Here is a 22,922-nt window from a genome sequence, read left to right as displayed (position 1 = left end):
ATGCGTTTTCTGGAAAGTTTTATTGGTGGTAAATGTCAGTATGTGGCTGCAAGGCCAGGTAAAGCTGTCGTTAAAATGGTTGGCTGGGGACTCAAGGCAACAGCAGTTAAAGCGCAGCGAATCGCTTATCGAGCGGGTCTTCCCTATTTTTCTATAGAAGATGGATTTCTGCGCTCTGTTGGCCTTGGGGTCGAAGGGGCGCAAACGCATAGTTTAGCGGTAGATTACAGTGGTATCTATTATGATGCCTCGCGACCAAGCGATTTGGAGACCCTGATCAGAGAGCGCGATTTTAGTGCGGAGGAATTAAGTCGGGCAGTTAGCGGATTGAATCTCTTACGTACACACCGCTTGTGTAAATATAATAATTCTGATGATAACCCTCTGGATATACCCGGCAATCCTCCAGCGGTTCTGGTAGTGGACCAGACCTATGGGGATATTTCGGTCAGTGCCGGGTTGGCTTCCGAGCGCCATTTCCATGAGATGCTACAGAGTGCGATTGAGGAAAATCCGCAGGCCGAGATCTATGTAAAAATACATCCAGATGTCGTTGCAGGGAAAAAATCTGGGTATTTGAAGTCTCTCGCAGAGAAAAACGGCTGTAGGATTATTGCAACGGATCTTTCTCCATGGTCGATTTTTGATTGCGTTGACAAGGTTTACGTAGTTACCAGTCAGCTGGGCTTTGATGCACTTATTGCGGGTAAAGAGGTACATTGCTTTGGTGTACCCTTTTATTCTGGCTGGGGACTGACAAAGGATCGCCAGTCTGTTGTACGGCGCAATGTATCTCGGACTTTAACTGAAATATTCTGCGCGGCATATCTGCGTTATTGCCGCTATATTAACCCTTATACCGGTCGACAATGTGCATTTGAGGATACATTAGCTCTTATCATAGAGCAAAAGAGGCAGAGGCAACGTTTCCAGGGGTTTTGGCTGGGTGTCGGGTTTTCTCCCTGGAAACGCAGGTTTATTCCTGATTTTATAGGAGATAAAGCTAAAATTGATTTTTCCAGATCAGAAAAAAAGATATTCGCAGTTAACTCAGGCACTAATATTTTAATTTGGGCCAGTCGGGTTACTAAAACTTTAATTGATAAATGTGAAGAATCCCAGATTAAATTATGGCGGATTGAGGATGGCTTCTTGCGCTCGGTAGGCTTGGGTGTTGATCTAGTAACGCCTAGTTCCCTGGTCCTGGATGCTCAAGGTATCTACTTTGATGCGAGGCACCCTAACGATCTGGAAGTCCTGCTCGGTACCACGCATTTCTCACCAGATATTTTGTTTAAAGCTAAAAAGCTCCGTGAGTTGTTGGTGGTTAATAGAGTGACCAAATACAATGTTGGTGGGTCAGGACTGCCAATGAATTTGTGTTTCCCCCAGAATAAGTCGAAAATTTTAATTCCTGGTCAGGTGGAGAGCGATGCCTCCATTGCCTACGGTTCTCCAGTGATTAAAAGCAATTTTTCATTGTTGCAGCGAGTAAGGGCGAAGTATCCCAATGCTCATATTATCTATAAACCCCATCCGGATGTTGTTACCGGTGCGCGCACGGGGGCTTTACCGGTAGGGGCAGAATCACAGTACGACACAATAATCGAGCAGGGGGATATTTCCCTACTGCTGGATAAAGTTGATGAAGTACATACATTGAGTTCCCTTTGTGGTTTTGAGGCATTATTGCGAGGGATTAAAGTGGTGACCTATGGATTACCATTTTATGCCGGGTGGGGGCTTTCTGAAGATACACTCTTGGTTGATCGTGAATTCCACGATCTGGATTTACAGGCCTTTAGGTTTCGTCGACAGCGCACTTTGAGTTTGGATCAGTTGATAGCAGGTGCTCTACTTCTTTATCCTGTCTATGTGGATCCAAGTACTGGCGAGTTTATTGATGCGGAAACCACTGTGGAGCTTCTGCAGATGGATCGCAAAGTTAACCGGAATAGGGGCGTTTTGTTCAAGGCGTATCGCTGGTATCGGAATGTTTTTTTAAAATATTAAGGGACTTGTTCTGCAGGGATAATTTAATGGTGGCTGTATGTGCCCACCTTTTAGGTAGGGGTCAACCATTAGTTCGATCATGGGTGTACTTAGTGTTTCCCCTGTGAATTAGCCCCTGTTTTGGGAGGCGGTTATGTGGCGTTCAGTGGTTGGGCTAACTTGGAAAATTCCAAAGTGGATATTGGAGCTGTTTAGCTGGGGGAAAAGTTTTAAGAATAACCCTTTATTGGGCAGTCACCTGCTGAATCGATGTGGATTACATGTGGCTAGGGTTATTCTGGCGCATCTACTTTTTAGATTTCGCTTAATTCTATTGTCGCCACTTGTCTCTTCTGTGGATCGCCGTGCATTTATTCGTAATGGCTATTTGATTAAGAGAGACTTCCTGTCCCCGGGTGAATTTGAAGGCTTATCTCGGGAGTTAGTTAATCTAAAAGCTCCGATCAGGGAAATCATTGAAGGTACTACCGTCACCCAGCGCATCTTTATGGATTCCAATGAGAGAAAAAAGGCGCCTTTTTTTCAAAGATTATACTCGAATAAACGCCTGACTCGATTGATGCGTTATTGCTCGTCAAAGAATCGACCACCACTCTTTTATATTGAAAATCTCTGTAATCATGCCAATGTGAATCCGCGCCCTGATCCGCAACGGGATTTGCATGCAGATACCTTCCATCCATGTGTGAAAGCTTGGCTGTATATGGACGATACATCGGATAATAATGGTCCATACGTCTATGTGCCTGGCTCTAATCGACTCACATGGAAGCGGCTAAAGTGGGAATACCGGCAGAGCCTGGAGTCATGCAGGAGGGGCCCTGAGCGCACACCTGGGCGTTATTGGGATGGCTCGTTTCGTGTTGGTGCGGAAGATTTGACGGAAATGGGTTATGAAGCAAAGAAGTTATATGTTCCGAAAAACACCCTTTTAATTGGTAATGTTTACGGGTTTCACTGCCGTGGTTCAGCCATGAAGCCGTCACATCGTATGACCGTGTGGATGCAGGCTAGAGACAACCCATTTAATCCTTTATTTACGCCTTTCCCAGAATCAACGGCGCGCGTATTTGAGTGGGTCTGGAAGAAGGCACTGATAAGGATTGATCAACGAAAGACAAAGGGGGGCGAGCAGAGAAATTATTATGGTGCTCTCAATCGTACTGATCGTGAAGAATCCTCCAGTAATACTTGAGTCTGCGGAGGCTCGATGCAATGGCTGCGGGCCTAATCACTTAATTCTGTTAGTCTATTTTTCCTCAAAGGTAGATACAAAAGGGCTGTTGTCTTCTTGCTGGAGAAGACTAACTGGCGCATAGCTGCGCTGGTTGGCCTGAGACCTGTGTTTGAGGAGCTGTAATAGGCTGTACTGGCATATTTTTCTTTATCGCATAAAATGGCGGGCTTTAGGATGTAATACCGGTACAGTTGGGTGGGGCAATCTGTTGGTTGGAATTTTAAAATAAAGAATCAAACATCCTTTAACGTCCCTTTTTTATCTTTTGGTGAGTCAATTTTATAGCTGTCTCTACTTTCTGAGTCCTGTGCTATTTTGTCGGATTTTTTTCAGATGCTTGAAAATAGCTTTTTCGGTCTTAGTCGGCATCAATATACCTGCTCGAAGAAGCCTTGTTGGAATGTTAGCGCTTGGATGACTACCTTAGGGTCTATAGTTATTCCGCTTTCATACAATTTGCCCTTAGCCTAGTAATTTTTGGTATATCACCTCGGTTGGGGCAGGGTCTTTCCAAGCGGCATGACTTAGTCAGCTTTTATTTATGATGGCTATTGAGTGGATTCAAAATCGTATATTTTATGTTCATTTGTCGAACTTTAATGCAATCATCTACTGAGATTCGGGGGTAGGCCAATTCATGTCTGTGGCACTATTTTTACAGGGGCCGCATGGGCCTTTCTTTGCCGAGTTGGCAAAAAGGCTCTCACAGCATGGTCTGGTCACTCACAAGATCAATTTCAATGGCGGTGATCGCTTTTTCGGCCGTGCAGATCATCAAGTAGATTTCACCGGCCGTGAAGCTGATTGGGCGAAATTTTTCCATCGCTATCTCTCTGAGCAACAAGTTGACATGGTTTTTGCCTATGGCGATTGTCGGCGCTTTCATACTATTGCCAAGAAAGTGTGTGAATCTTTGGATATCGCATTTTGTGTTTTTGAAGAAGGCTATTTGCGACCGGATTTCGTGACTATGGAATGGGGAGGCGTCAATGCTTTCTCCACCACAGATTGGTCCAGGCAGGCAATTGATCATTATCGGCCCAACAATCGAGCCCCAGGCTTGCCTATTGGTCATACATTTTGGCACCGGGCGTATTTTGCGATTGGTTATTACCTGGCGATGCGCCTTGCCCGGCCTGAGTTTCCTCACTACCGTCATCATCGTAATCGCAGTTGGTTGCATGAAGGCGGTTGCTGGCTCAGGAGCCTTTACCGCAAGGGACTTTATCAGTTCACCGAACGCAAGCTTACGAGCCAATTAACTCGGGCGTTCAGCGGCCGTTTCTTTTTGTTCCCTCTGCAAACCCGTGATGATTTCCAGTTGCGTGAACACTCCGACCTGCTCTCTATTGAGAATGCAATTGATATCGCACTGAAATGCTTCGCTCGGGATGCACCGCAGGACACAATGATGGTGATCAAGCACCATCCAATGGATCGAGGTTTTTGTCACTATAAGAAGCTGATTGACGTGCTTGAGGCCCGCTATCAGATCAGTGGGCGAGTAATGTATTGTCACGATTTACACCTGCCCACCTTGTTGGATCACGCTAGGGGAGTCGTGACCATCAATAGCACCGTGGGTATTTCAGCCCTATTGCACGGAGTTCCCACCAAGGTACTGGGGCGCTGTATCTACGACTTGCCAGGCCTGACGCACCAGGGGAGTCTCTCCAGCTTCTGGGTTAAAGCGGAACCAGTGGATAAAGGGTTTTTTCGGCGCTTTCGCACATACCTGTATGAACGTACCCAGGTGGATGGCAGCTTTTCCAGAAATATCGGGAATACGGTCGCCGGGGTTTGTGCCCATTTACAGGAGGCCGCCACTCAAGGCCGTATTCCCCCGGTGCCTTTGCCGGCAAAGGTCGATGTAGGCTAGCGTGCAGGCTGGCACCTCTCATGGCTGTTACTGCTATTTCCCTGGGCTATTATTTCTTTTCTAGAGTCTCTGGACAGGAATGGCGTTGCTTAGGACTGGGGTCGTCGAGGCGCCTGCTTAAAAAATAGGCTGATCTGGGACGCCTAACCTGCTAGACTGCGCGACCTTTTGACCCACCGCTCCAGTCCCGCGACAGGGACTTAGGCTTCAAGTGAATTCCGAAATGACCGATACCCCAAAACCGGCCGGCTTCGACCAGCTGGGCCTGCCGCCTGAAATCCTCACCGCCATTGAAAAACTGGGCTATGAGACCCCTTCTCCGATTCAGGCACAGACAATCCCCTCCCTGTTGGAGAACCGCGATGTACTGGGCCAGGCCCAGACTGGCACTGGCAAAACCGCAGCATTTGCACTGCCACTGCTATCCAAGCTAGACCTGAAAGACCGCCGTCCCCAGGCTTTGGTTCTGGCACCGACCCGTGAACTGGCTATTCAAGTAGCAGAGGCCTGCCAGTCATATGCCTCTAACCTGAAGGGCTTTCACGTGGCCCCAATCTATGGTGGCGCGGACTACCGCGGCCAGATGCAACAACTGAAGCGCGGTGTGCAGCTGGTGGTAGGCACCCCCGGCCGAGTGATGGATCATATGCGTCGCGGCTCCCTTGACCTCTCCAACCTGAGCACTCTGGTGCTGGATGAGGCCGATGAAATGCTCCGTATGGGCTTTATTGATGATGTTCAGTGGGTACTGGAGCAGATTCCCGAAGAGCGCCAGATCGCTCTGTTCTCCGCCACTATGCCGAAAGAAATTGCGCGGATCGCCCGCGAACACTTGCGCGAGCCCGTTGAGGTCAAGATCCGTGTCAAACAGGAGACTGCGGAGACTATTCGCCAGCGCTACTGGCCCGTAGGCGGCTTGCACAAGCTGGATGCGTTGACCCGTATCCTAGAAGCGGAGCCAGTTGATGCCACTATTATTTTTGTGCGCACCAAAAACAGCACGGTAGAGCTTGCCGATAAGCTGGCTGCGCGCGGCTTTGCCAGTGCTGCCCTGAATGGCGATATGGCGCAAAATTTACGCGAAGGCGTGATCGACAAGCTCAAGAAAAATAAGCTCGATATCGTTGTGGCCACTGATGTAGCGGCGCGCGGACTGGATGTGAGACGGATCAGTCACGTAATCAACTACGACATCCCCTACGATACCGAAGCCTACATCCACCGTATTGGTCGTACCGGCCGCGCCGGCCGTGAGGGCGACGCCATCTTGTTTGTGGCACCGCGCGAGCGTCGCATGCTGCGTATTATCGAGAAGGCCACCAAGAAGCCTATCGAGAAACTTGAGCTGCCCAGTGCAGACGCTGTTAACAGTGCACGGATGCAGCGCTTTCGCGAGCGCATTACCGCGACATTGGAAGGCCAGACCGACCTGGCCCCCTACCGTTTGCTGGTAGAAGAATTCCTTGCCCAGAATGAAGTGGATCCCCTGGATGTCGCTGCAGCTCTGGCCTCTATGGCCCAGGGTGACCAACCTCTACTGATCAAAGAGCAGGAGTCCAAGCCGCGCAAGGAAAGGGAGAGGCGAGAGCGGGACGATGAGTTTGAAGGCCGCCGTCGCAAGAGAGATAGCTTCGAAAAAGACCATAAAATGCCGCCACCCGATGAGGGCCTGCAGCGTTATCGTATCGAGGTTGGGCGGGAGCACGGTGTGCGTCCGGGTGGTATTGTCGGTGCCATTGCCAATGAGGTGGACCTGGATAGCTCCTATATCGGTCGTATCGAGATTTATCCGGATTTCACTACGGTGGACCTCCCGGAAGGCATGCCCAAGGAGATATTCCAACACCTGAAAAAAGTGCGGGTGGCCGGGAGACCGATGAAAATTGCCCGTTTCGATGAAGCGGCGACAAACGCCAAAGCGAAGCCCAAAGGCAAGCCAAAGGGAAAGCCCAAAGGTAAGCCGAAGTTTAAGCGGGAGAATAGCGGAGAGTAACCCTTTGCCCTGCTCTAAAAAAACGGCGCAAATTGCGCCGTTTTTTTTAGTAAACCGGTCGGTTTATTGTTTTCCCACAGTTCACCTTTTCACTTTCTGGCATTCCGCCCCTAAGTTTCCTAGTCTCTAGCGCTGCGGCAGCATGCGGGTCAGAGTGCTGTCGCGCATAATAAAGTGGTGCCACAGGGCGGCGGCGATATGCAGCCCCACGAGAATCAGCAGGGCCGGCCACAGTACATCCTTATGTAGAAAGGCGAGCTGTTTGCCCAGGTCGGAATTTTCCGCAAGCAGGCGGGGCATGGCGAAGAGGCCGAAAAATTCCGTATCCCTGCCGAACAATTGGCGCATGGCAATACCGGAAACGGGCATCGCCAGTAGGACTAAGTAAAGGGCGCCGTGGGTTAGGCTGGACAGCGCTTTTTGCCAGGAGCTGCCCTGGAGCTGTGGGCGCTTGTGGCGCGCGCGCCAATATAGGCGGATTGTTAACAGCATTAGTACCGCCACTCCGAGGGAGAAGTGCAGGCGCATAAACCAGCCACGCATAGGGTCGCCGCGTTCAAAGAACTCGTGCAGTTCTACAGCGCCCCATACGGCTAGTAGCAGAAGTACAAATAGCCAGTGCAGGCCCTTACTCACTGAATTCCAGTGATCGCGAGTTGTGGACATAAATAATCTCCTGTAAAGCTGTGCCCGCTTTGGGCTATTTTTGGTGGCGGATGTAGGCATCCGCTCCGGTTATTTCTACTTGGCCCAAGTCGTTTTTGGCCAATTCAGCTTGCCGTGCGAATACCGTTTAGGTGGGTAAAGCAGGTATCCCGTGCGGTTTGCAGGAAATCGGCCACATAAGCCTGCTCCAGCATTTCTTCACGTACCGCGGCATAGAGAGTACTCCACAGACCCTTTTCTCCCAGGCGCAGTTGCGCCACAAATCCCTTTTGCAGGTACTCGTGCAGGGCCCAGTTGGGCAGTGCGCAGACACCGCGGCCGCTGGCGACAAGCTGCACCATCATAACCGTCAATTCTGCCGTGCGCACATCTGCGGGTTCGACTCCGGCGGGCTCGAGGAAGTTCTGGAAAATATCCAGACGCTCCCGTTCCACTGGGTAAGTAATCTGTACTTCTCCGGCCAGTTCCTCCGCGCTGACCCAGCGGCGCTTAGCGCTACTTTGTATCAACGGGTGCTTGCGGCTGAGTGCCAGGCACATCTCAAAGCTGAAGAGTGGCAGGTAGTGAATGCCTTTCAGTTCCCGGTCCGGGTTGGAGGTGACCACTAGGTCCAGGTCTCCCCGGGTGAGTGCTGGCAGCGGTGCAAAGTGAAAGCCGCTGCACAGGTCCAGCTCTACCTCGGGCCAGTCGTCGCGATAGGTATTTAACGTAGGCATCAGCCATTGGTAACAGCTATGGCATTCGATCGCGATATTCAAACGTCCCGACTGTCCGGATGCCAGCCGGGCCAGATCCCGTTGGGCTAGGGCTACGCGGGGCAGGAGGTCATCGGCGAGCTGCAGCAGGCGCAAGCCCGCACTGGTAAAGCGCAAGGGGCGGGATTTGCGTACAAATAACGGCAGGCCGTGGCGTTCCTCCATCTCCCGGAATAAGTGAGATAGCGCCGACTGGGTCAGGTGCAGGCACTCGGCAGCGCGCACCAGACTGCCAGTTTCACGTAAAACTGAGAGGGCCCGCAGATGGCGTATTTCAATCATCATTAATATTATTCATGTTTAAAACAAAAAATATGAAATTGATTGAATAACATGGCCGGCACACAATCAAGTCCGAAGCTTCGCAAGTGCTGATACCCGTTTAGGAGAGGTCACTGCCGGCGAGTGCAAGAATCAAAGGGGCCATCCCCTCTCACAGGAACGGACTTGGAAACGCAGAAATGGTGCAAACACATATCCTTGGTTACCCGCGTATCGGCGCTGCTCGAGAGCTGAAAAAAGCTCAGGAAGCTTATTGGCTCGGTGAAATTCCCCAACAGCAACTGTTGCGGGTGGGGGCAGAGATCCGTCGGGAGAATTGGCAGGCGCAGAGCGAGGCTGGACTGAATTTCGTGACCGTGGGGGATTTTGCCTGGTATGACCAGGTGCTCAACCACTCGCAGATGTTTGGTGTGCTCGGTCAGCGCTTTGTCGAAGGTGCGGCAGACAACACGCTGGATCAGTATTTCCGCCAAGCCCGCGGGCGCGCGCCATCGGGTCAGCCGGTAGCGGCGAATGCTATGACCAAGTGGTTCGATACGAATTACCACTATTTGGTGCCGGAGTTTTCCATCGATCAGGAATTTTCCCTGGATAGTACGTGGCTACTGGATGAAGTGCGCGAAGCTCAGTCCCAGGGGTATGCTGCCAAGCCAGTGGTTATCGGACCGCTCACTTATCTGTGGTTGGGGCGGGGGGTCGACAATGCCCTAGAGCTGCTTCCAGAAATTTTGCCCTGTTATACAGAGCTATTTTCACAGCTGGCGGAACAGAATGTGGATTGGGTACAGGTGGATGAGCCGATACTGGGCTTGGACCTGCCGGATGAGTGGCGGAATGCATTTGATCGCGCTTATCAACAGATTGCGCATGCGGGCGCAGGCATGAAGTTACTGCTGGCCACTTATTTCTCTCCCCTGCGTGAAAACTTGCCGCTGGCATTTTCCCTGCCGGTTTCCGGTGTACATATTGATTGCGTACGCGCGCCGGAGGAGTTGCAAGCAGCGGTTGAGCTTACCGATGAAAACCGGGTGCTGTCTGCGGGCGTTCTGAATGGGCGCAATGTGTGGCGGGCGGACTTGGAGAAATGGCAGTGCATTTTAAAGCCTCTCGCGGAGCAGCTGGGGGAGCGTCTGTGGCTGTCTGCCAGTTGTTCACTGTTGCACAGTCCTGTGGATCTGGAATCAGAAGTTTCACTGCCGGACGATCAAAAACAGAAGCTCGCCTACAGTCGGCAGAAGCTTCAGGAGTTGGCTCAGTTACAGCAATTATTGTGTGGAGAGTCTACAGCGGCTGGAGCTAGCGTAGAGGGTATTACGCAAAGCCGTTCTATTGCTGAGCGCTTACAGGATAGCTGGCGCACGCAGCGCTATCAGGAGCGGGCCGCCGTGCAGAAGAAGCGTTGGCAATTGCCACTGCTGCCTACCACCACGATCGGCTCATTTCCGCAAACAGACTTGTTACGCAAGGTGCGTCGACAGTTTCGCAGTGGAGAAATCAGTGCATCGGATTATCGCGGACACCTGCGTGCGGAAATTGCCGAGGCGATTCGGCGCCAGGAGATTCTCGGCCTGGATGTGCTGGTGCACGGTGAAGCGGAACGCAATGATATGGTGGAGTACTTCGGCGAACAGCTGGAGGGGTTTGTGCATACCGGCAATGGTTGGGTGCAAAGTTATGGTTCTCGTTGTGTAAAACCACCGATTATTTTTGGCGATATTTCTCGACCCAAAGCGATGACCGTAGAGTGGAGCAGCTATGCCCAGAGCCTGACCAGCAAGCCGGTAAAAGGAATGTTGACCGGTCCGGTTACTATCCTCAACTGGTCCTTCCCGCGCGAGGATATTCATCGCAGTGAAAGCTGCCTGCAGATTGCCCAGGCACTACACGAGGAAGTATTAGACCTGGAAGCGGCGGGCATCGGTATTATCCAAATTGATGAGCCGGCACTGCGCGAAGGAGTCCCCTTGCGGGAGTCTGAGCATGAGGATTATTTTGCCTGGGCGGTGGCCTGTTTCCGTTATACCTGTAGTGAGGTAAAAGCGGAAACTCAGATTCACACACATATGTGTTACAGCAATTTCAATGCAATCATGGAAGCGATTGTCTCTCTCGATGCAGATGTCATTACTATCGAATCCTCGCGGTCTGACTTGCGTCTGCTCAGTGCTTTTGCCGATAGGAATGGTGATTATCCCAATGAGATAGGACCGGGTGTTTACGATATTCACTCCCCCAATGTGCCGGAACGCGAGGAGCTGGTGGATCGATTGAAGAAAATTGCTGAAGTGGTGCCGGTACAGCGACTTTGGGTGAATCCAGATTGCGGTCTGAAAACCCGAAGCTGGGCTGAAGTGGGATCATCTCTGCTGAATATGGTGGAGGCCGCTAGGGCAGTGCGCACCGAATTAGCCTAATCGCTACCCTAATAAAAAAACCGGCAATGGTATTGATTGCCGGTTTTTTTGATGGAGGAAAATAGCTGATACTTCCTGCCAGTTATTTTTTCTTGTTATTGGGCTTGCGCTGCAATCGTTGTGGTGCCATTTAATTCAAATGGCACTGAGGGGTGGAATGGTTTGATACCGAGTGCTTGGTACAATTCATCTGGGCGGTATAGGTTCTGACCTTCGATTACCAGTGCGGTGCGGCGCAGCGCGCTGATATCTTCCAGAGGATTGCCCTCCAGTAATACCAGGTCTGCATTTTTACCCACCGCAATACTACCGGTGTATTTATCGGCCCCCATTACCTGGGCGGGCACCAGGGTGGCGGTGCGCAGTACATCAATGGTGGGAATGCCGGATTTGGCGTAGAGCTCTAGCTCGCGCAGCAGGGTGAAGCCGGGAATCCCGTCTGAACCGGCCACCATCGTGACTTTGTGTTCGTGCAGTTTATGCATCATTTTGAGCAGGGCATCTGCGGATAAGTCGTAGTCATCCCGATGTTCGGGTTTTACATCTAACTCCGCACCAATAAATGAGCGCTGAATATTGACCGGCAAGTGGTTGGCAATATCGGCAAATTCGGGATCTACTTTGCCTGGCTCGCGCAGCAACATAGAGCTAAATACGGTCGTGGTGGCATCCACGACAGTGCCTTTTTGTGCGAGTTTATCCAGGAATTCGGCAACTTCTTTACTTTCCAAATCCAACTCGTGAGCGTGTTCCCCGATTTCGGTAAAGCGCAGTTTCTTGCGGGTATCGATCTTGCCCATAAAGTTCAAGAACAGCATATTGATATGCTGGATTTCATCGAAGCCAGCATCCACTGCTTCCTCTGCCGTCATAAACGCAGGGATATGTCCGGATAAACGCATACCGTTATCATGAATATGCTTAGCCAGGGGGGCAATCCACTCGGGCTCCATGGAGCTATAGGTTTTAATCTGCTGGTAGTTGCGTTCCGCATACCACTCAACAATTTCCTTGGCCTCCTCCAGACTGTCGGCGGTTTTTCCCATACGCATGGCATTTTCACTTTCACGGTCCATAAAGCCCGCGCGGAACAGATCGCCACCAATAATTTTCTCGGACTCAAATAGACTGGAGATGCGCGTGATATTTTCGTGAGTATTGCCGATGTCGCGCACATTGATAATGCCCGCAGCCATGTTCAAAGCACCATCGTTGGGGGACAAGTGTGCGTGCATATCCCACAATCCTGGAATCAGGGTGTGGCCCTTGGCATCAATTTGAGTGGCATTATCGAGTTTGAGGGGGCGGCGGCTGATTTTTTTAATCTTGCCGTTTTCGACCAGCAAGTGGCGTTTATTCAGGAGTTTGCCCGCTTCTACATCCACCAGGCTGACATTACTAATCAGAATCGGCTGGGCCGAGGTGTGCGTGTGTCTCTCGGCGATTTCTTGCAAGTATTTATCGGCAGCGGCCACCTGCCGCTCTTTTAGTTCCTGTAAGTGTGATTTATCCCAACCCTTGCGCAAAATAGCAAACCAGCCCCCCTCATCGGCAGCGAACAGATCGCCTTTTTCATCGTGCCAGGCCAATTCCGGTGTAAAACCGAGGCCACTCACACCGTAGAGGTAGACGGTTTTCTTCTCGTCGCCCTGCTGTAGAGTCAATTGGTCGAGTTTGTGCAGCTGCGCCTGCCCTTGGGGCAATAAGCCTATGCTGTGGTCTTTATCGGCGATCAATGCTTTAACCAGCTGAGTTTGGATGGCCAGGGTCGTATTTTTAGGAATATAAAATTGCGCTTCGGAAGTTTTCGCGCTGCCATGCTCATCGGAACCCTGCCAGCTAGCCACACCATTTTTTAGGGTAAATTCTTCACTGACCGGAGCGCCAAATGGGCTGATACCTTCAATGTAGAGATGCTCGGGCATCTTGGCCGCGCCAATGGTAAAACTCTCCTTGAGGTTGAGACGGCGGTTGTTCCACCCGAGGCTTAGCTCGCCGGTAACTTTAGAACCTTTTTGTTCGATAACCTCGGTGCCGGCGATCCCCTCTTTATCGTAGAACACATACTCAATGGATTTTGCATAGGTGGAATTAGCCGCTGTGAGTACAGCGGCGGTGACGAGTGTGGCTAGCCTGGATTTCTTCATGAGATGGGCCTTGTTGTTGTTTTTGCGCTGGGGAGATTGGCTGCTTTTGTACTTTTAGGCAAGAGATAGGGGCTTTCGGCTAAGGCATCTAAGGATAAAAATCGGTAGAGGGATTAATTGGCGCGGCAAGACGTTGCAGCTGGTTTTTTATAGCCGTAGATCGCGCGTAGATTCGTGCTTTTTAGTCTTAAGGCGCAGGAAGGTTTTTGGAAGAAAAAGAGAAATTCGGCAGCCAGGTTGTGGATGACCTTACCTGGCTGCGGGGTGCGCTTAGGGACTGGGCACTAAGATCCCGGGCATTAACGTTAGGATTGAGCTTCCCAGTTGCGGGTCAGGTTCATGTTCGTGTCTGCGCCGACCACAATGTTGTCCTCGATACGCACACCACCGTAAGGGCGGAACTCCTCCACCTTGTCCCAGTTCACTTCACTGGCAAGATCGGAGGCTTTCAATTCCGCCAGCAGGCTGTCGATAAAGTAGAGTCCCGGCTCAATAGTAAATACCTGACTCTCTTCAATCGTACGGCTGGTACGCAGGAAGGGATACTCTTCCGGTGGGGGTGTTGCGCCGCCATCGGGGCTGCTTTGGTGGCCGCCCACATCATGCACTTGCAAGCCGAGGAAGTGACCCAGGCCATGAGGCATAAACGGACGGGTAAGACCCGATTCCACTGCGCTTTCGGCAGAGGACTTAACAATACCAAATTGAGCCAGTAGTTCGCCGACCTTCAGGTGGCACTGACGGTGTAGGTCCGGGTAAGGCTGGCCGGGTTTGAGGCCATCGACCAGCTGTAGCTGCTTTTCATCCATCGCCGCAATGAGCTGAGAGAACTCACTATCGGCGTAGGTATAGGTGCGGGTGATATCTGCGCAATAACCGTTGCAGTTGGCCCCAGCATCGATCAGAAAGGTTTTTAACTCTGTGCCAGGCAAGCGTTGGGTGGAGAGGTGCGTGTAGTGCAGTATCGCCGCGTGTTCATTGAGGGCCACGATATTGCCGTACGGCATGGTGTTCTCGCCCTGGCCGGTAGCACTCAAGTAGGCCTGGTTGATCTCGAACTCGCTGGCACCGCTGCGAAAGGCTTGCTCGGCAGCGCGGTGGCCGGCCATCGCTATGCGGTTGGCCTCGCGCAGGCAGGCCACCTCGTAGGGTGTCTTGTAAGCGCGTGCCCAGTGCAGGCGATTGATCAGGGGCTCTGGGTTGATGGTGCCGAGAGGCCAGTCTTGTAGTCTTTCAGTTTCGCCGATAAAGGCCGCCCTGTCTGCACTGAGGAATTCCCGTGCATCGGCGGGCTTGCTCAGCAGCTCGATATCGTAGAACGCACTCCAGAAAGTCTGCGGAGCGGGGGGAACATAATGCCAGAAGTCCACCGGGCGATAGAACAGCAGTTTGGGCTTCTGCCCACGCTTGTAGATCACCCAACTGTTGGGGTTATCGGTAATTGGTACCAGGGCCTTGAACTGAGGATTGACCTTAAAGGGGTAGGGATTGTCATCCAGGAATTGCATCCTAGGTGCACCGCTAAATACATTGAGCGTTTCAAAGCCACTCTGTTCGAGAATGTCGTCGTAGCGGCGGCACAGGCTGGCCATGTGATCTGCGTAAAGGTTGTTATCCATGTTCTCCCCAGGATGGATCGCTGAATCGATAAGACGGCATAGTGTATAGTCTGAACTCTGGATATTTGGCCTGAAATTCGACCATGGAAAAGAAGATACTGCTGACCGACTGCCCCGATGATAAGGGCCTGATCGCGAAGATTACCAATATTTGCTACAAGCACCAGCTCAATATTATCAAGAATGATGAGTTCGTGGACCGCGTCGAGGGCCGCTTTTTTATGCGCACTGCCCTCGAGGGTATCTTTAACGATGCCACCTTTCTCGAAGACTTGGATATGGCCCTGCCTCAGGGGGCGGAACGGCGCCTGGTCTCGGCCGAGCGCAAGCGCCTGGTGTTGATGGTAACGAGGGAGCCCCATTGCCTTGGAGATATCTTGATGAAGTGCTACTCCGGCGCTATGGATGTGGAGATCGCCGCAGTGATTGGCAATCACCCGGACCTGGGTGGGCTGGTTGAGAAATTTGACATTCCCTACCACTGCGTATCTGCGCAAGGCCTTGAGCGCTTTGAGCATGAGCAAAAAGTGGCGACCCTGGTGGATAAGTACACTCCGGATTATCTGGTGTTAGCCAAGTATATGCGGGTGCTGACGTCCGATTTTGTCGCTCGCTACAGCGGCCGTATTATCAATATTCACCACTCCTTCTTGCCGGCTTTTATTGGCGCCAAGCCCTATCAGCAGGCCTATGAGCGCGGGGTAAAAATTATTGGTGCCACCGCACACTTTGTTACTGACGACCTGGATGAGGGGCCGATCATTGAACAGGATGTGATTCATGTGGATCACGCCTATTCGGCGGAGTCCATGGCGGATGCGGGTCGCGATGTGGAAAAGCTGGTGCTCACAAGAGCACTGCAACTCGTACTACAGGAACGGGTATTTATCCACGGCAATAAAACCGTAGTATTCAAGTAATAAATAGAATATGAGGAGGCTAAAAGCCTTGTACGAAAAAGCAAAAATAAGCTGAGGGAGCTTGCCGTGCTGAATGCGAATAAACTAAATGATCGATTTCCCCCGCTGCAGCTAGTGGCTTGCCTGGCGGTTGCTCTGGTATTTTCGGGTTGTGCTAGCAATAGCCCTATACCTGGAATGCAGGAGTCTTTCGAGACCGAAATCGCCCCCAATGGCGCTAAGCGCTTTACTTTTACGCTTAAGAGGGAACGGCGTGATATTCCTACGCCGATAGTGGCCAGCTCAAGTTCGCAGAGCCAAATGCAGAGACGAGGCCCCATGGGTAGCGGTGGTCCTTCGAGTCGCCGGGTAGAAGCTTACTTTGACTGGGCTCTGGAGCAGAAGTTGATAAAAACCGGTTTCTGCGAGCGTGGTTATTTTGAAATTGAGCGAATCATCTCCCCATATGGAGGGGAAGTGCGAGGCGAGTGTAGAGAGGGGGCATTTTGATTTTTTTAGTGTTTTGATTAGAAAAAACTTATTGAGTTTGTTAATTTTTAAGAGGTTAGTCAGTAGGCTCAGCTAAATTCCAGTTTTATACAAAATGTAAATAAGAATAATGAAGTATAAATCAGTCTTGGAGCAGGTCACCACGCAGCAGATCATTGCGGTGTTTGATCTTATATCAGATATTATTTTCTGGATAAAAGATGAATCCGGCTATGTGGTGCATTGTAACCGGGAATTTATTGAGCATGTCGGATGTAGGTCATTACATCAGGTGGTTGGCCGTTCAGATATGGACTTCTCCCCTTCTTATCTCGCAAAAAACTATATGCGTGATGACAAAAGGGTGATATCGGGAGAGACGATTACAGATCGGCTGGAATTGAATATTGGTAAAACAGGCGAGTTAGTTTGGTTTACGACATCAAAGCGACCATTAAAAAGTACCAATGGAGAAATCATAGGAACCTATGGCGTAGCTCGAGACCTTAAAGAGACGGTTAAGGCTCTCTCTAGAATGGATAAACTTAAAAGGCCAGTTGAATACATAAAAAATAACTATAGCCAACCAATTGCGGTTGAAGATTTGGCAGAGGCTGCGAGTTTATCGGTTAGTGCATTAGAGCGGCGTTTCAAAAAATATCTGGATAAAACACCCATGCAATTCGTTCGGGAAGTCAGATTAGAGAACTCTCGTCGTATGTTAGTGGAAACACAAAGCCCAATATCTGAAATTGCTTATCGGGTTGGCTTTACATCTCATAGTTACTTTAGTAGACACTTCAAAGGCATGTTTGGACAGCTTCCAGCAAATTATCGCAGTGAAGTTCAGTCCAATATATAAAGATCGATCAAGCTGATTTTCCTCAGAAACTTTAGAGAGATTGCTACGTTAACTTCAATCGATGAGTTGACAGTCGCCCATTTCATTCATTTCCGAAAATTCTAGCTCCAAGTTTGACTTAGGATTTTATGCCTAAAGCAGGGAGTTAGCCGATTCATTTTTGGTTGTCTGTGACTGCTTTTTTTTCTTAAAAATCTAAAGCGCCGATTTTGTTTCATTAGTATCCCAGTATTGATTACCTCTTCAACAGGTTTTTTTTTTAGGGTTTTAGTGCTCAACAAATGAACTGTCTTTTGGGGTTTAGGATCCCGTGACAGTTTTACGCCAGCCTCCCAAAGAGGGCTGGCAATTTTTGAACCAGTGAGAGAAAGAAAACAAAGTTGGGATGCTATGAAAATAATGAAGAAAAATAGCCGAGAAATGGTTAATACCTGGAGGAGAGGTTTCACGCAGAAGTCTATGGTTGCAGCTATCACGCTGGTCGTAAGTAGCATGGCGATCGCGGAAGATACTTCCGATTCTGATGAGAGGATTGAAGAAGTTCAAGTCATTGGAATTCTTGAGAGTGCTACCAGAAACCTTGAAATCAAACGGGATTCCCTTGCTGTAGTAGATGCTATTACTGCAGAAGATATTGGTAAGTTCCCCGACAAGAATGTAGCTGATTCTCTCCAGCGTGTGCCAGGTGTCACTATCGATCGCAGTGGTGGTGAAGGTAGCACGGTTAGTATTCGAGGAACTAGCTCAGAGTGGACTCTTACCCAGTTAAATGGAAATTACATTGCCACTTCCGGTAGCGGAGCCCCCTCTAGAAATTTTAACTACTTATTGCTTCCCTCCAGTATGATCAGCAGGGCAGAGGTTTATAAAAGCCCCGAGGCAAGAATTGATGAAGGTGGTGTCGGTGGTACCGTTATCCTACATAGCCACAAACCTCTTGATCTTGATGCTGGACAAGGTGTAATCACCACAGAGGCGACTTATTCAGATACTACCGAAGAGTGGGACCCACAATATAATGCTTTCTACTCCTGGAAAAATGAGAGCGATACTTTTGGTGTTTTAGTGGGGTATACCAGTCAGGACCGTGGCGTAACCGGAGTTACCAATTATGCAAGTGGCTGGCGTTTACACTCAGATACGGATGAAAATGCAGATTTGCCAGCTCTTGTTGATCAGACCACAGAAGAAGTTTTCAACGATGTTTGGGCGCCCACGCAGGTAAGTATTCACAACTCTAAGGAAGACCGAACCCGTGATGGATACCAGCTTGCCGCACAGTGGCGCCCCACTGAACGCCTGGAGTTTGGTTTTGCTTATTTCGGCTCCAAGCTTGGTTATGACACTAATACTCAAAGCCTGACATTTGCGGAATGGAATGATCATGACGATGCATACTATGGCATTGAAGTGGATGGAGATACAGTCGTCACCTATGGTTTTAATGACAATGGCGACCTTAATGAAAATAACTGGGGCGATGGAGATGTAAATGGCGGTGTAGACGTATACCGTGGTTTGATGTCTCCTCAGCTGACAGGCTATACCCGCAAGGGTGAATCGGAATCTAATACTTATGATTTTGAAGTTATCTATGAGGGGGATTTTTATACCGCGGCTATAAATGTTGGGCATACAGAAGCTGAGGGAGGAACTTCTGAACTCACATACGCTAATATGGATGCTCGTTATGGTTCCGTGGATAGCTGGCTTTGGTCAATTGCAGATGGTAAGCCGAGTTATGAAGTTTCCACAGATCTCACTAAAGATACTGAAGCTTATCCCTATTATGACTGGTTTGGCTCAGATGCTACGGAAAATAGCGATGAAGAGAGTTACTATCAGCTAGATTTGGCATTTGATACTAACTGGGGAATTGTTAATAAGTTTTATGTGGGTACAAAGTATCGGGATCATGAGGCTAGATCCTATAGAGATATCTATCGCTGGGATGACGAGACTGATGATAATGGCGGTTACCGGGGTTGGTTATCTGGCGATCAATGGTTCCACAATCCTGATTACCATCCAGATACTTCAACTTTAATTAGTGATAAGGTAGTTGATAATAGTGCTGGTAATACAGGTGCAATTGATTTCCTGGCATTTGATACCGATGCCTTGATGGACTATGTGCGTGGAAACTTCAACCTCACTGTTATGCCAGTACTATCTGGCACCTATACAATTGATGAGGAAATATTCTCAACCTATGCCCAAGCAGATTTTATATGGCGAGACTTCCGCGGAAACTTGGGGGTTCGCTATGTCAGCACAAAATTATCTACGGAAACGTATGATGATATTACCGGAATGGAATCGGATGAAATTATTGCTAACTCACGCAGCAATACCACAAAAGAATTTCTGCCAAGTTTGAATGTTGCTTGGGATTTAACTGGTGATCTGGTAATACGATTTACAGCCTCTAAAGCCATGTCAAGGGTGAGTTACGCTTATCTGGGGCAGGCTGAAACTTATGGTCCACCAGTGCATATTGTTTCTCCGGATGAGTGGACGGGGCGAGGAAGTGGCTTCTTTGCGAATACGGATCTGGCGGCAATGATCTCCAAGCAGTTCGACCTTGGCCTAGAGTGGTATTACGCCGATGGTTCTGCATTGGGTGTAACTTTATTTGACAAAGATATCGACAATCTGCCAATCCAAGTAACTGAAATTGTTGAGCGTGAGCACGATTGTTGTAATGGCCCTATTGAAGTGGAAATGAAGGGGCAGATAGGGGGAGGAAACGCAACTTCTAGTGGGGTGGAGTTGTTTGCCCAGCATGCTTTCGAAAGTGGCTTCGGTCTTATGGCCAACTATACATTTACCGATACCGGCACTTCCACCATCATCCTAGCTAATGAGTCAATCGAAGCTGAGATACCTGGTACCGCGAGACACCAATATAATTTATCTGCATTTTATGAGAATGAAAATTTCGGTGTTCGTGCCTCCTATAATTGGGTGGATGACAGGGTTACAAGTTTACATCGTGGGTATGCGGTATACGATAAGGACTACGGACAGTTGGATCTGAATGCAACTTATACCTTCACTGATAACTTTAATATCTCTGCCTCTATTATCAATTTAACTGAAGAAGTGGCTGAGGGATATTGGAAACAGGAAAATCGGATGACATACAACAACTATTCTGGGCGCCGATTGTATATTGGCGCAAACTATAAATTCTAACACCTCGTTGATCGTAGTGTTGGGTGTAGAGCGTAAGCTCTACACCATTTTTTTGACTATAGTTGTTAGATTATAAAATTCATATAACTACATAATAAGAAATGAGCATAGATATGAAGCAACCGACACGTAGAGCAATGCTAGCTGCTTGTGCCACCTTTCTATTACAAGCTGGTGCATATGCGGATATTGAAGTAGTCAATTCAGACGTATGTCCCTCGGACTCTACAACAGTAGGGTATTCTGAAGTGCTTAATTATCCTGATGAGTTTTGTGATCTTGTCAATAGCGGTGATCTGGCCGGTCTATCTGGAGGGGCCTCAATAGAGCGCCTGGGGGACAATTGCCAATTGACGGATAATGAAAGTCGCCAAATGTCCAAGACATTATGTAAGTCTGAACCTTCAGCACCACATGTTGTCAGTGGAAGCAGTTGTTCGTCGGATGCCGGCCCAGTTACCTATCTTGAGGCACAAATTTATAAAGATGAGCTGTGCTCTGTTCTGGGAGACTGGGAAATTGCAAACCTTGCCGATAATGCCTCCATGGATGGCAGTGGGTATCGGTGTGGTTCACGCAAGAATGAAATCCGTGAGCTGGGCTCAACACTGTGTAAATCTGATACTCCTCAGGAAAGTGGATCCGCTCCCAAAGTTGCTTACGTAGAGGTTAATAGTAATAACCTGGGCAATGCAGGCTGCTTTACAGGGAGTGATGGCAGCCAGTTATTTGATATAGCTGTGATCTTCGCGGCAAATATTAATTACGATGGCCAGAAAGCTGTTCTACATTTTAATGACCAAGTTTCAGACTTACTCAATAACAATTTGAGTACGGTGCAAGATTTGCAGGCCAAGGGTACGAAAGTGGTACTCAGCGTTCTCGGAAATCATCAAAATGCTGGTTGGTCTTGTTTTGCCGATGAGCAATCCACAGAAGGCTTTGCTCAGCAGTTGAAAGATGCAGTCGATCAATATGGGCTGGATGGTATTGATATTGATGATGAGTACTCACAGTGCAGTCAAACCTATTCTGACTCCCTGGTAAAAGTGACTAGTGTATTACGAGAGAAAATGCCGAATAAAATCATTTCCAAAGCACTTTGGAGTGATACCGATGCTTTTCAGGCTGAATGGAATGGCAAGAAGCTGGGCGATCAACTAACTTATGGCTGGGAGATGAGCTATTGGTTGGGCTCAAGCTGCACCTCTCGAGTTCAGAAGTACTTAAACTTGGGGGTCGATAGATCTAAGTTGGGTGTTGGCGCTTCTACTGTATTGAATAGTGCTTCCGCTGCAAGTGCGTTAGCTTCCTGTAATGAAAATAATAACCTGGGTGGCGGCACTATGATATTTAATATGACTAAAGATTCGAGCAGCTACCTTTCTACAATATGGCCAGGTACTTCAGCGCTTCCTAATTGTCTTAAGTAGTTCAAAAATATTGATAGATGTAATTTAGTTAATTCTCTGTAGTAAATCTATTTCGGAGTGGATAGTAAACACTCCGAAATACAATCCTTATACTCGGTTCCTAAGGAGTGATTTCTGGTTCTTACTGGATGCACCTGTACTATTCTTTAATAAAGCCCTTTTTAAAAAAGGCCTCATTGGGGTGTGGATTTTTCTTTGCCATTGCTTCCATATGAGCTTTCTGCTCTGCCTTCGATTGGTTTCTCTTTTTCCTACAGGGACGGCAGTGAACCGCAGAGGTCTCAAAGTCGCCCTTGGCGATTTCATACCACCATTTTTGTTGCTTGGCCGTCCATACTTCATCTGAGCCACAATCTTTACATTGGAATTCTCGATCCAAGTAGTAGAGTGGAATGTCAATGTAGTAAGAGTGGTGCACAATAGCTGCCCTATCTACCGCAATAGCCCAGTTGGGAATGGGGCCACTGAATTGATCAAGGATCTTTCCCTTATTTAACCCTAGATTCCCATAACAACCGACACACTTGGCAATAGCGAGAGAGGCCAGCTGGCTGTAGGCTAGTAAGCTTCCACACAAACAAGCCAGGAACCTCATGGGAACCCATACCAACCAGCTGACCTTAAAAGAACGATACCAGATTGAGGCCCTTAATGGGCAGAGCTATTCAGCTCGAACCATTGCACAACGCCTCCATAGAGCCAATAAGACCATCTCTCGCGAGCTTGGTCGTTGCAGCCCCTACTGTGCCGAGAGTGCCCATCGTCAGGCACTGCAACGGCGGCACGGAGCTCTTAAGCACACCAAGCTCGACTTTGCCATGCAGGTACAAATCGACCTCCAGCTAAAAAATGCAAGCCCTGAACAAATCGCTGGGCGAATGCGGCTTGAACGGTGTACGAAAGCAGTTAGCTGTTCAACAATTTACCGCTGGATCCGTCGACTTAACTGGAGGTCACGTCTGCCAAGGAAAGGCAAACCTTATCGTAAACGGGCAAGTTCTGAGGCCGGCGTAAAGCTTATTCCAGAGCGCATAGA

At 49.2% G+C, this 22,922-nt stretch carries 16 protein-coding genes; 11 read left to right on the top strand and 5 right to left on the bottom strand.

Going from position 1 to position 22,922, the window contains the following annotated elements; genetic code table 11:
• From ACCI51_RS00080 to ACCI51_RS00065, 4 genes are all read left to right on the top strand, one after another.
• Positions 1–2,013, top strand: a complete 2,013-nt coding sequence (locus ACCI51_RS00080) for a capsular polysaccharide biosynthesis protein (RefSeq protein ID WP_371842157.1) — start codon at positions 1–3, stop codon at positions 2,011–2,013.
• A 133-nt stretch (positions 2,014–2,146) separates the two neighbouring features.
• Entirely contained in the window at positions 2,147–3,208 is a 1,062-nt protein-coding gene (locus ACCI51_RS00075; RefSeq protein ID WP_371842156.1) for a phytanoyl-CoA dioxygenase family protein, read from the top strand.
• A gap of 679 nt (positions 3,209–3,887) precedes the next feature.
• Positions 3,888–5,129 carry a capsule biosynthesis protein gene (locus ACCI51_RS00070; RefSeq protein ID WP_371842155.1) on the top strand — a complete coding sequence of 414 codons (1,242 nt, stop codon included), beginning with the start codon at positions 3,888–3,890 and terminating at the stop codon, positions 5,127–5,129.
• Between the two features lie 223 nt (positions 5,130–5,352).
• Positions 5,353–7,122, top strand: a complete 1,770-nt coding sequence (locus tag ACCI51_RS00065) for a DEAD/DEAH box helicase (protein WP_371842154.1) — start codon at positions 5,353–5,355, stop codon at positions 7,120–7,122.
• 126 nt (positions 7,123–7,248) lie between these two features.
• Here the strand turns inward: ACCI51_RS00065 and ACCI51_RS00060 are convergent, their stop codons facing one another.
• Both ACCI51_RS00060 and ACCI51_RS00055 read right to left on the bottom strand, forming a co-directional pair.
• On the bottom strand, positions 7,249–7,788 hold the full coding sequence (locus tag ACCI51_RS00060) for a cytochrome b (protein ID WP_299585333.1): 540 nt from the start codon (positions 7,786–7,788) through the stop codon (positions 7,249–7,251).
• Between the two features lie 104 nt (positions 7,789–7,892).
• Positions 7,893–8,828, bottom strand: a complete 936-nt coding sequence (locus ACCI51_RS00055; RefSeq protein WP_455363767.1) for a LysR family transcriptional regulator — start codon at positions 8,826–8,828, stop codon at positions 7,893–7,895.
• A 176-nt stretch (positions 8,829–9,004) separates the two neighbouring features.
• Here ACCI51_RS00055 and metE point away from each other — a divergent pair, with 176 nt between their 5' ends.
• Complete coding sequence (metE, locus tag ACCI51_RS00050) at positions 9,005–11,239, top strand: 5-methyltetrahydropteroyltriglutamate--homocysteine S-methyltransferase (RefSeq protein ID WP_371842153.1); 2,235 nt, start codon at positions 9,005–9,007, stop codon at positions 11,237–11,239.
• A 95-nt stretch (positions 11,240–11,334) separates the two neighbouring features.
• Here the strand turns inward: metE and ACCI51_RS00045 are convergent, their stop codons facing one another.
• Together ACCI51_RS00045 and pepQ are read right to left on the bottom strand one after the other, a co-directional pair.
• A complete protein-coding gene (locus ACCI51_RS00045) occupies positions 11,335–13,386 on the bottom strand; it encodes an amidohydrolase family protein (RefSeq protein WP_371842152.1) in 2,052 nt (683 codons plus the stop codon).
• 305 nt (positions 13,387–13,691) lie between these two features.
• Positions 13,692–15,005, bottom strand: a complete 1,314-nt coding sequence (gene pepQ, locus ACCI51_RS00040) for a Xaa-Pro dipeptidase (protein ID WP_371842151.1) — start codon at positions 15,003–15,005, stop codon at positions 13,692–13,694.
• A gap of 83 nt (positions 15,006–15,088) precedes the next feature.
• Here pepQ and purU point away from each other — a divergent pair, with 83 nt between their 5' ends.
• The 5 genes from purU to ACCI51_RS00015 all read left to right on the top strand — a co-directional run bounded on the left by purU (position 15,089) and on the right by ACCI51_RS00015 (position 21,886).
• On the top strand, positions 15,089–15,925 hold the full coding sequence (gene purU / locus ACCI51_RS00035; RefSeq protein ID WP_299585323.1) for a formyltetrahydrofolate deformylase: 837 nt from the start codon (positions 15,089–15,091) through the stop codon (positions 15,923–15,925).
• Between the two features lie 66 nt (positions 15,926–15,991).
• Positions 15,992–16,414: a hypothetical protein gene (locus ACCI51_RS00030; protein ID WP_371842150.1), complete on the top strand. Its 423-nt coding sequence runs from the start codon at positions 15,992–15,994 to the stop codon at positions 16,412–16,414.
• A gap of 109 nt (positions 16,415–16,523) precedes the next feature.
• The gene (locus ACCI51_RS00025; RefSeq protein WP_371842149.1) at positions 16,524–17,255 is read left to right on the top strand and encodes an AraC family transcriptional regulator; all 732 of its coding nucleotides are present in this window, start codon (positions 16,524–16,526) and stop codon (positions 17,253–17,255) included.
• 399 nt (positions 17,256–17,654) lie between these two features.
• Positions 17,655–20,453: a TonB-dependent receptor gene (locus ACCI51_RS00020; RefSeq protein ID WP_371842148.1), complete on the top strand. Its 2,799-nt coding sequence runs from the start codon at positions 17,655–17,657 to the stop codon at positions 20,451–20,453.
• A 113-nt stretch (positions 20,454–20,566) separates the two neighbouring features.
• Complete coding sequence (locus tag ACCI51_RS00015) at positions 20,567–21,886, top strand: glycosyl hydrolase family 18 protein (RefSeq protein WP_371842147.1); 1,320 nt, start codon at positions 20,567–20,569, stop codon at positions 21,884–21,886.
• Between the two features lie 139 nt (positions 21,887–22,025).
• On the opposite strand, the gene ACCI51_RS00010 is transcribed toward ACCI51_RS00015, so the two are convergent.
• The gene (locus ACCI51_RS00010) at positions 22,026–22,304 is read right to left on the bottom strand and encodes a zinc-ribbon domain-containing protein (protein ID WP_371842146.1); all 279 of its coding nucleotides are present in this window, start codon (positions 22,302–22,304) and stop codon (positions 22,026–22,028) included.
• Between the two features lie 175 nt (positions 22,305–22,479).
• Here ACCI51_RS00010 and ACCI51_RS00005 point away from each other — a divergent pair.
• Positions 22,480–22,922 (top strand): transposase (locus ACCI51_RS00005; RefSeq protein WP_371842145.1); only part of this gene is annotated, 443 nt, incomplete at its 3' end.

Source organism: Microbulbifer echini (assembly GCF_041447225.1).
GTDB classification, from domain to species: domain Bacteria; phylum Pseudomonadota; class Gammaproteobacteria; order Pseudomonadales; family Cellvibrionaceae; genus Microbulbifer; species Microbulbifer echini.
This window is presented reverse-complemented; position numbering and strand designations above follow the sequence as displayed.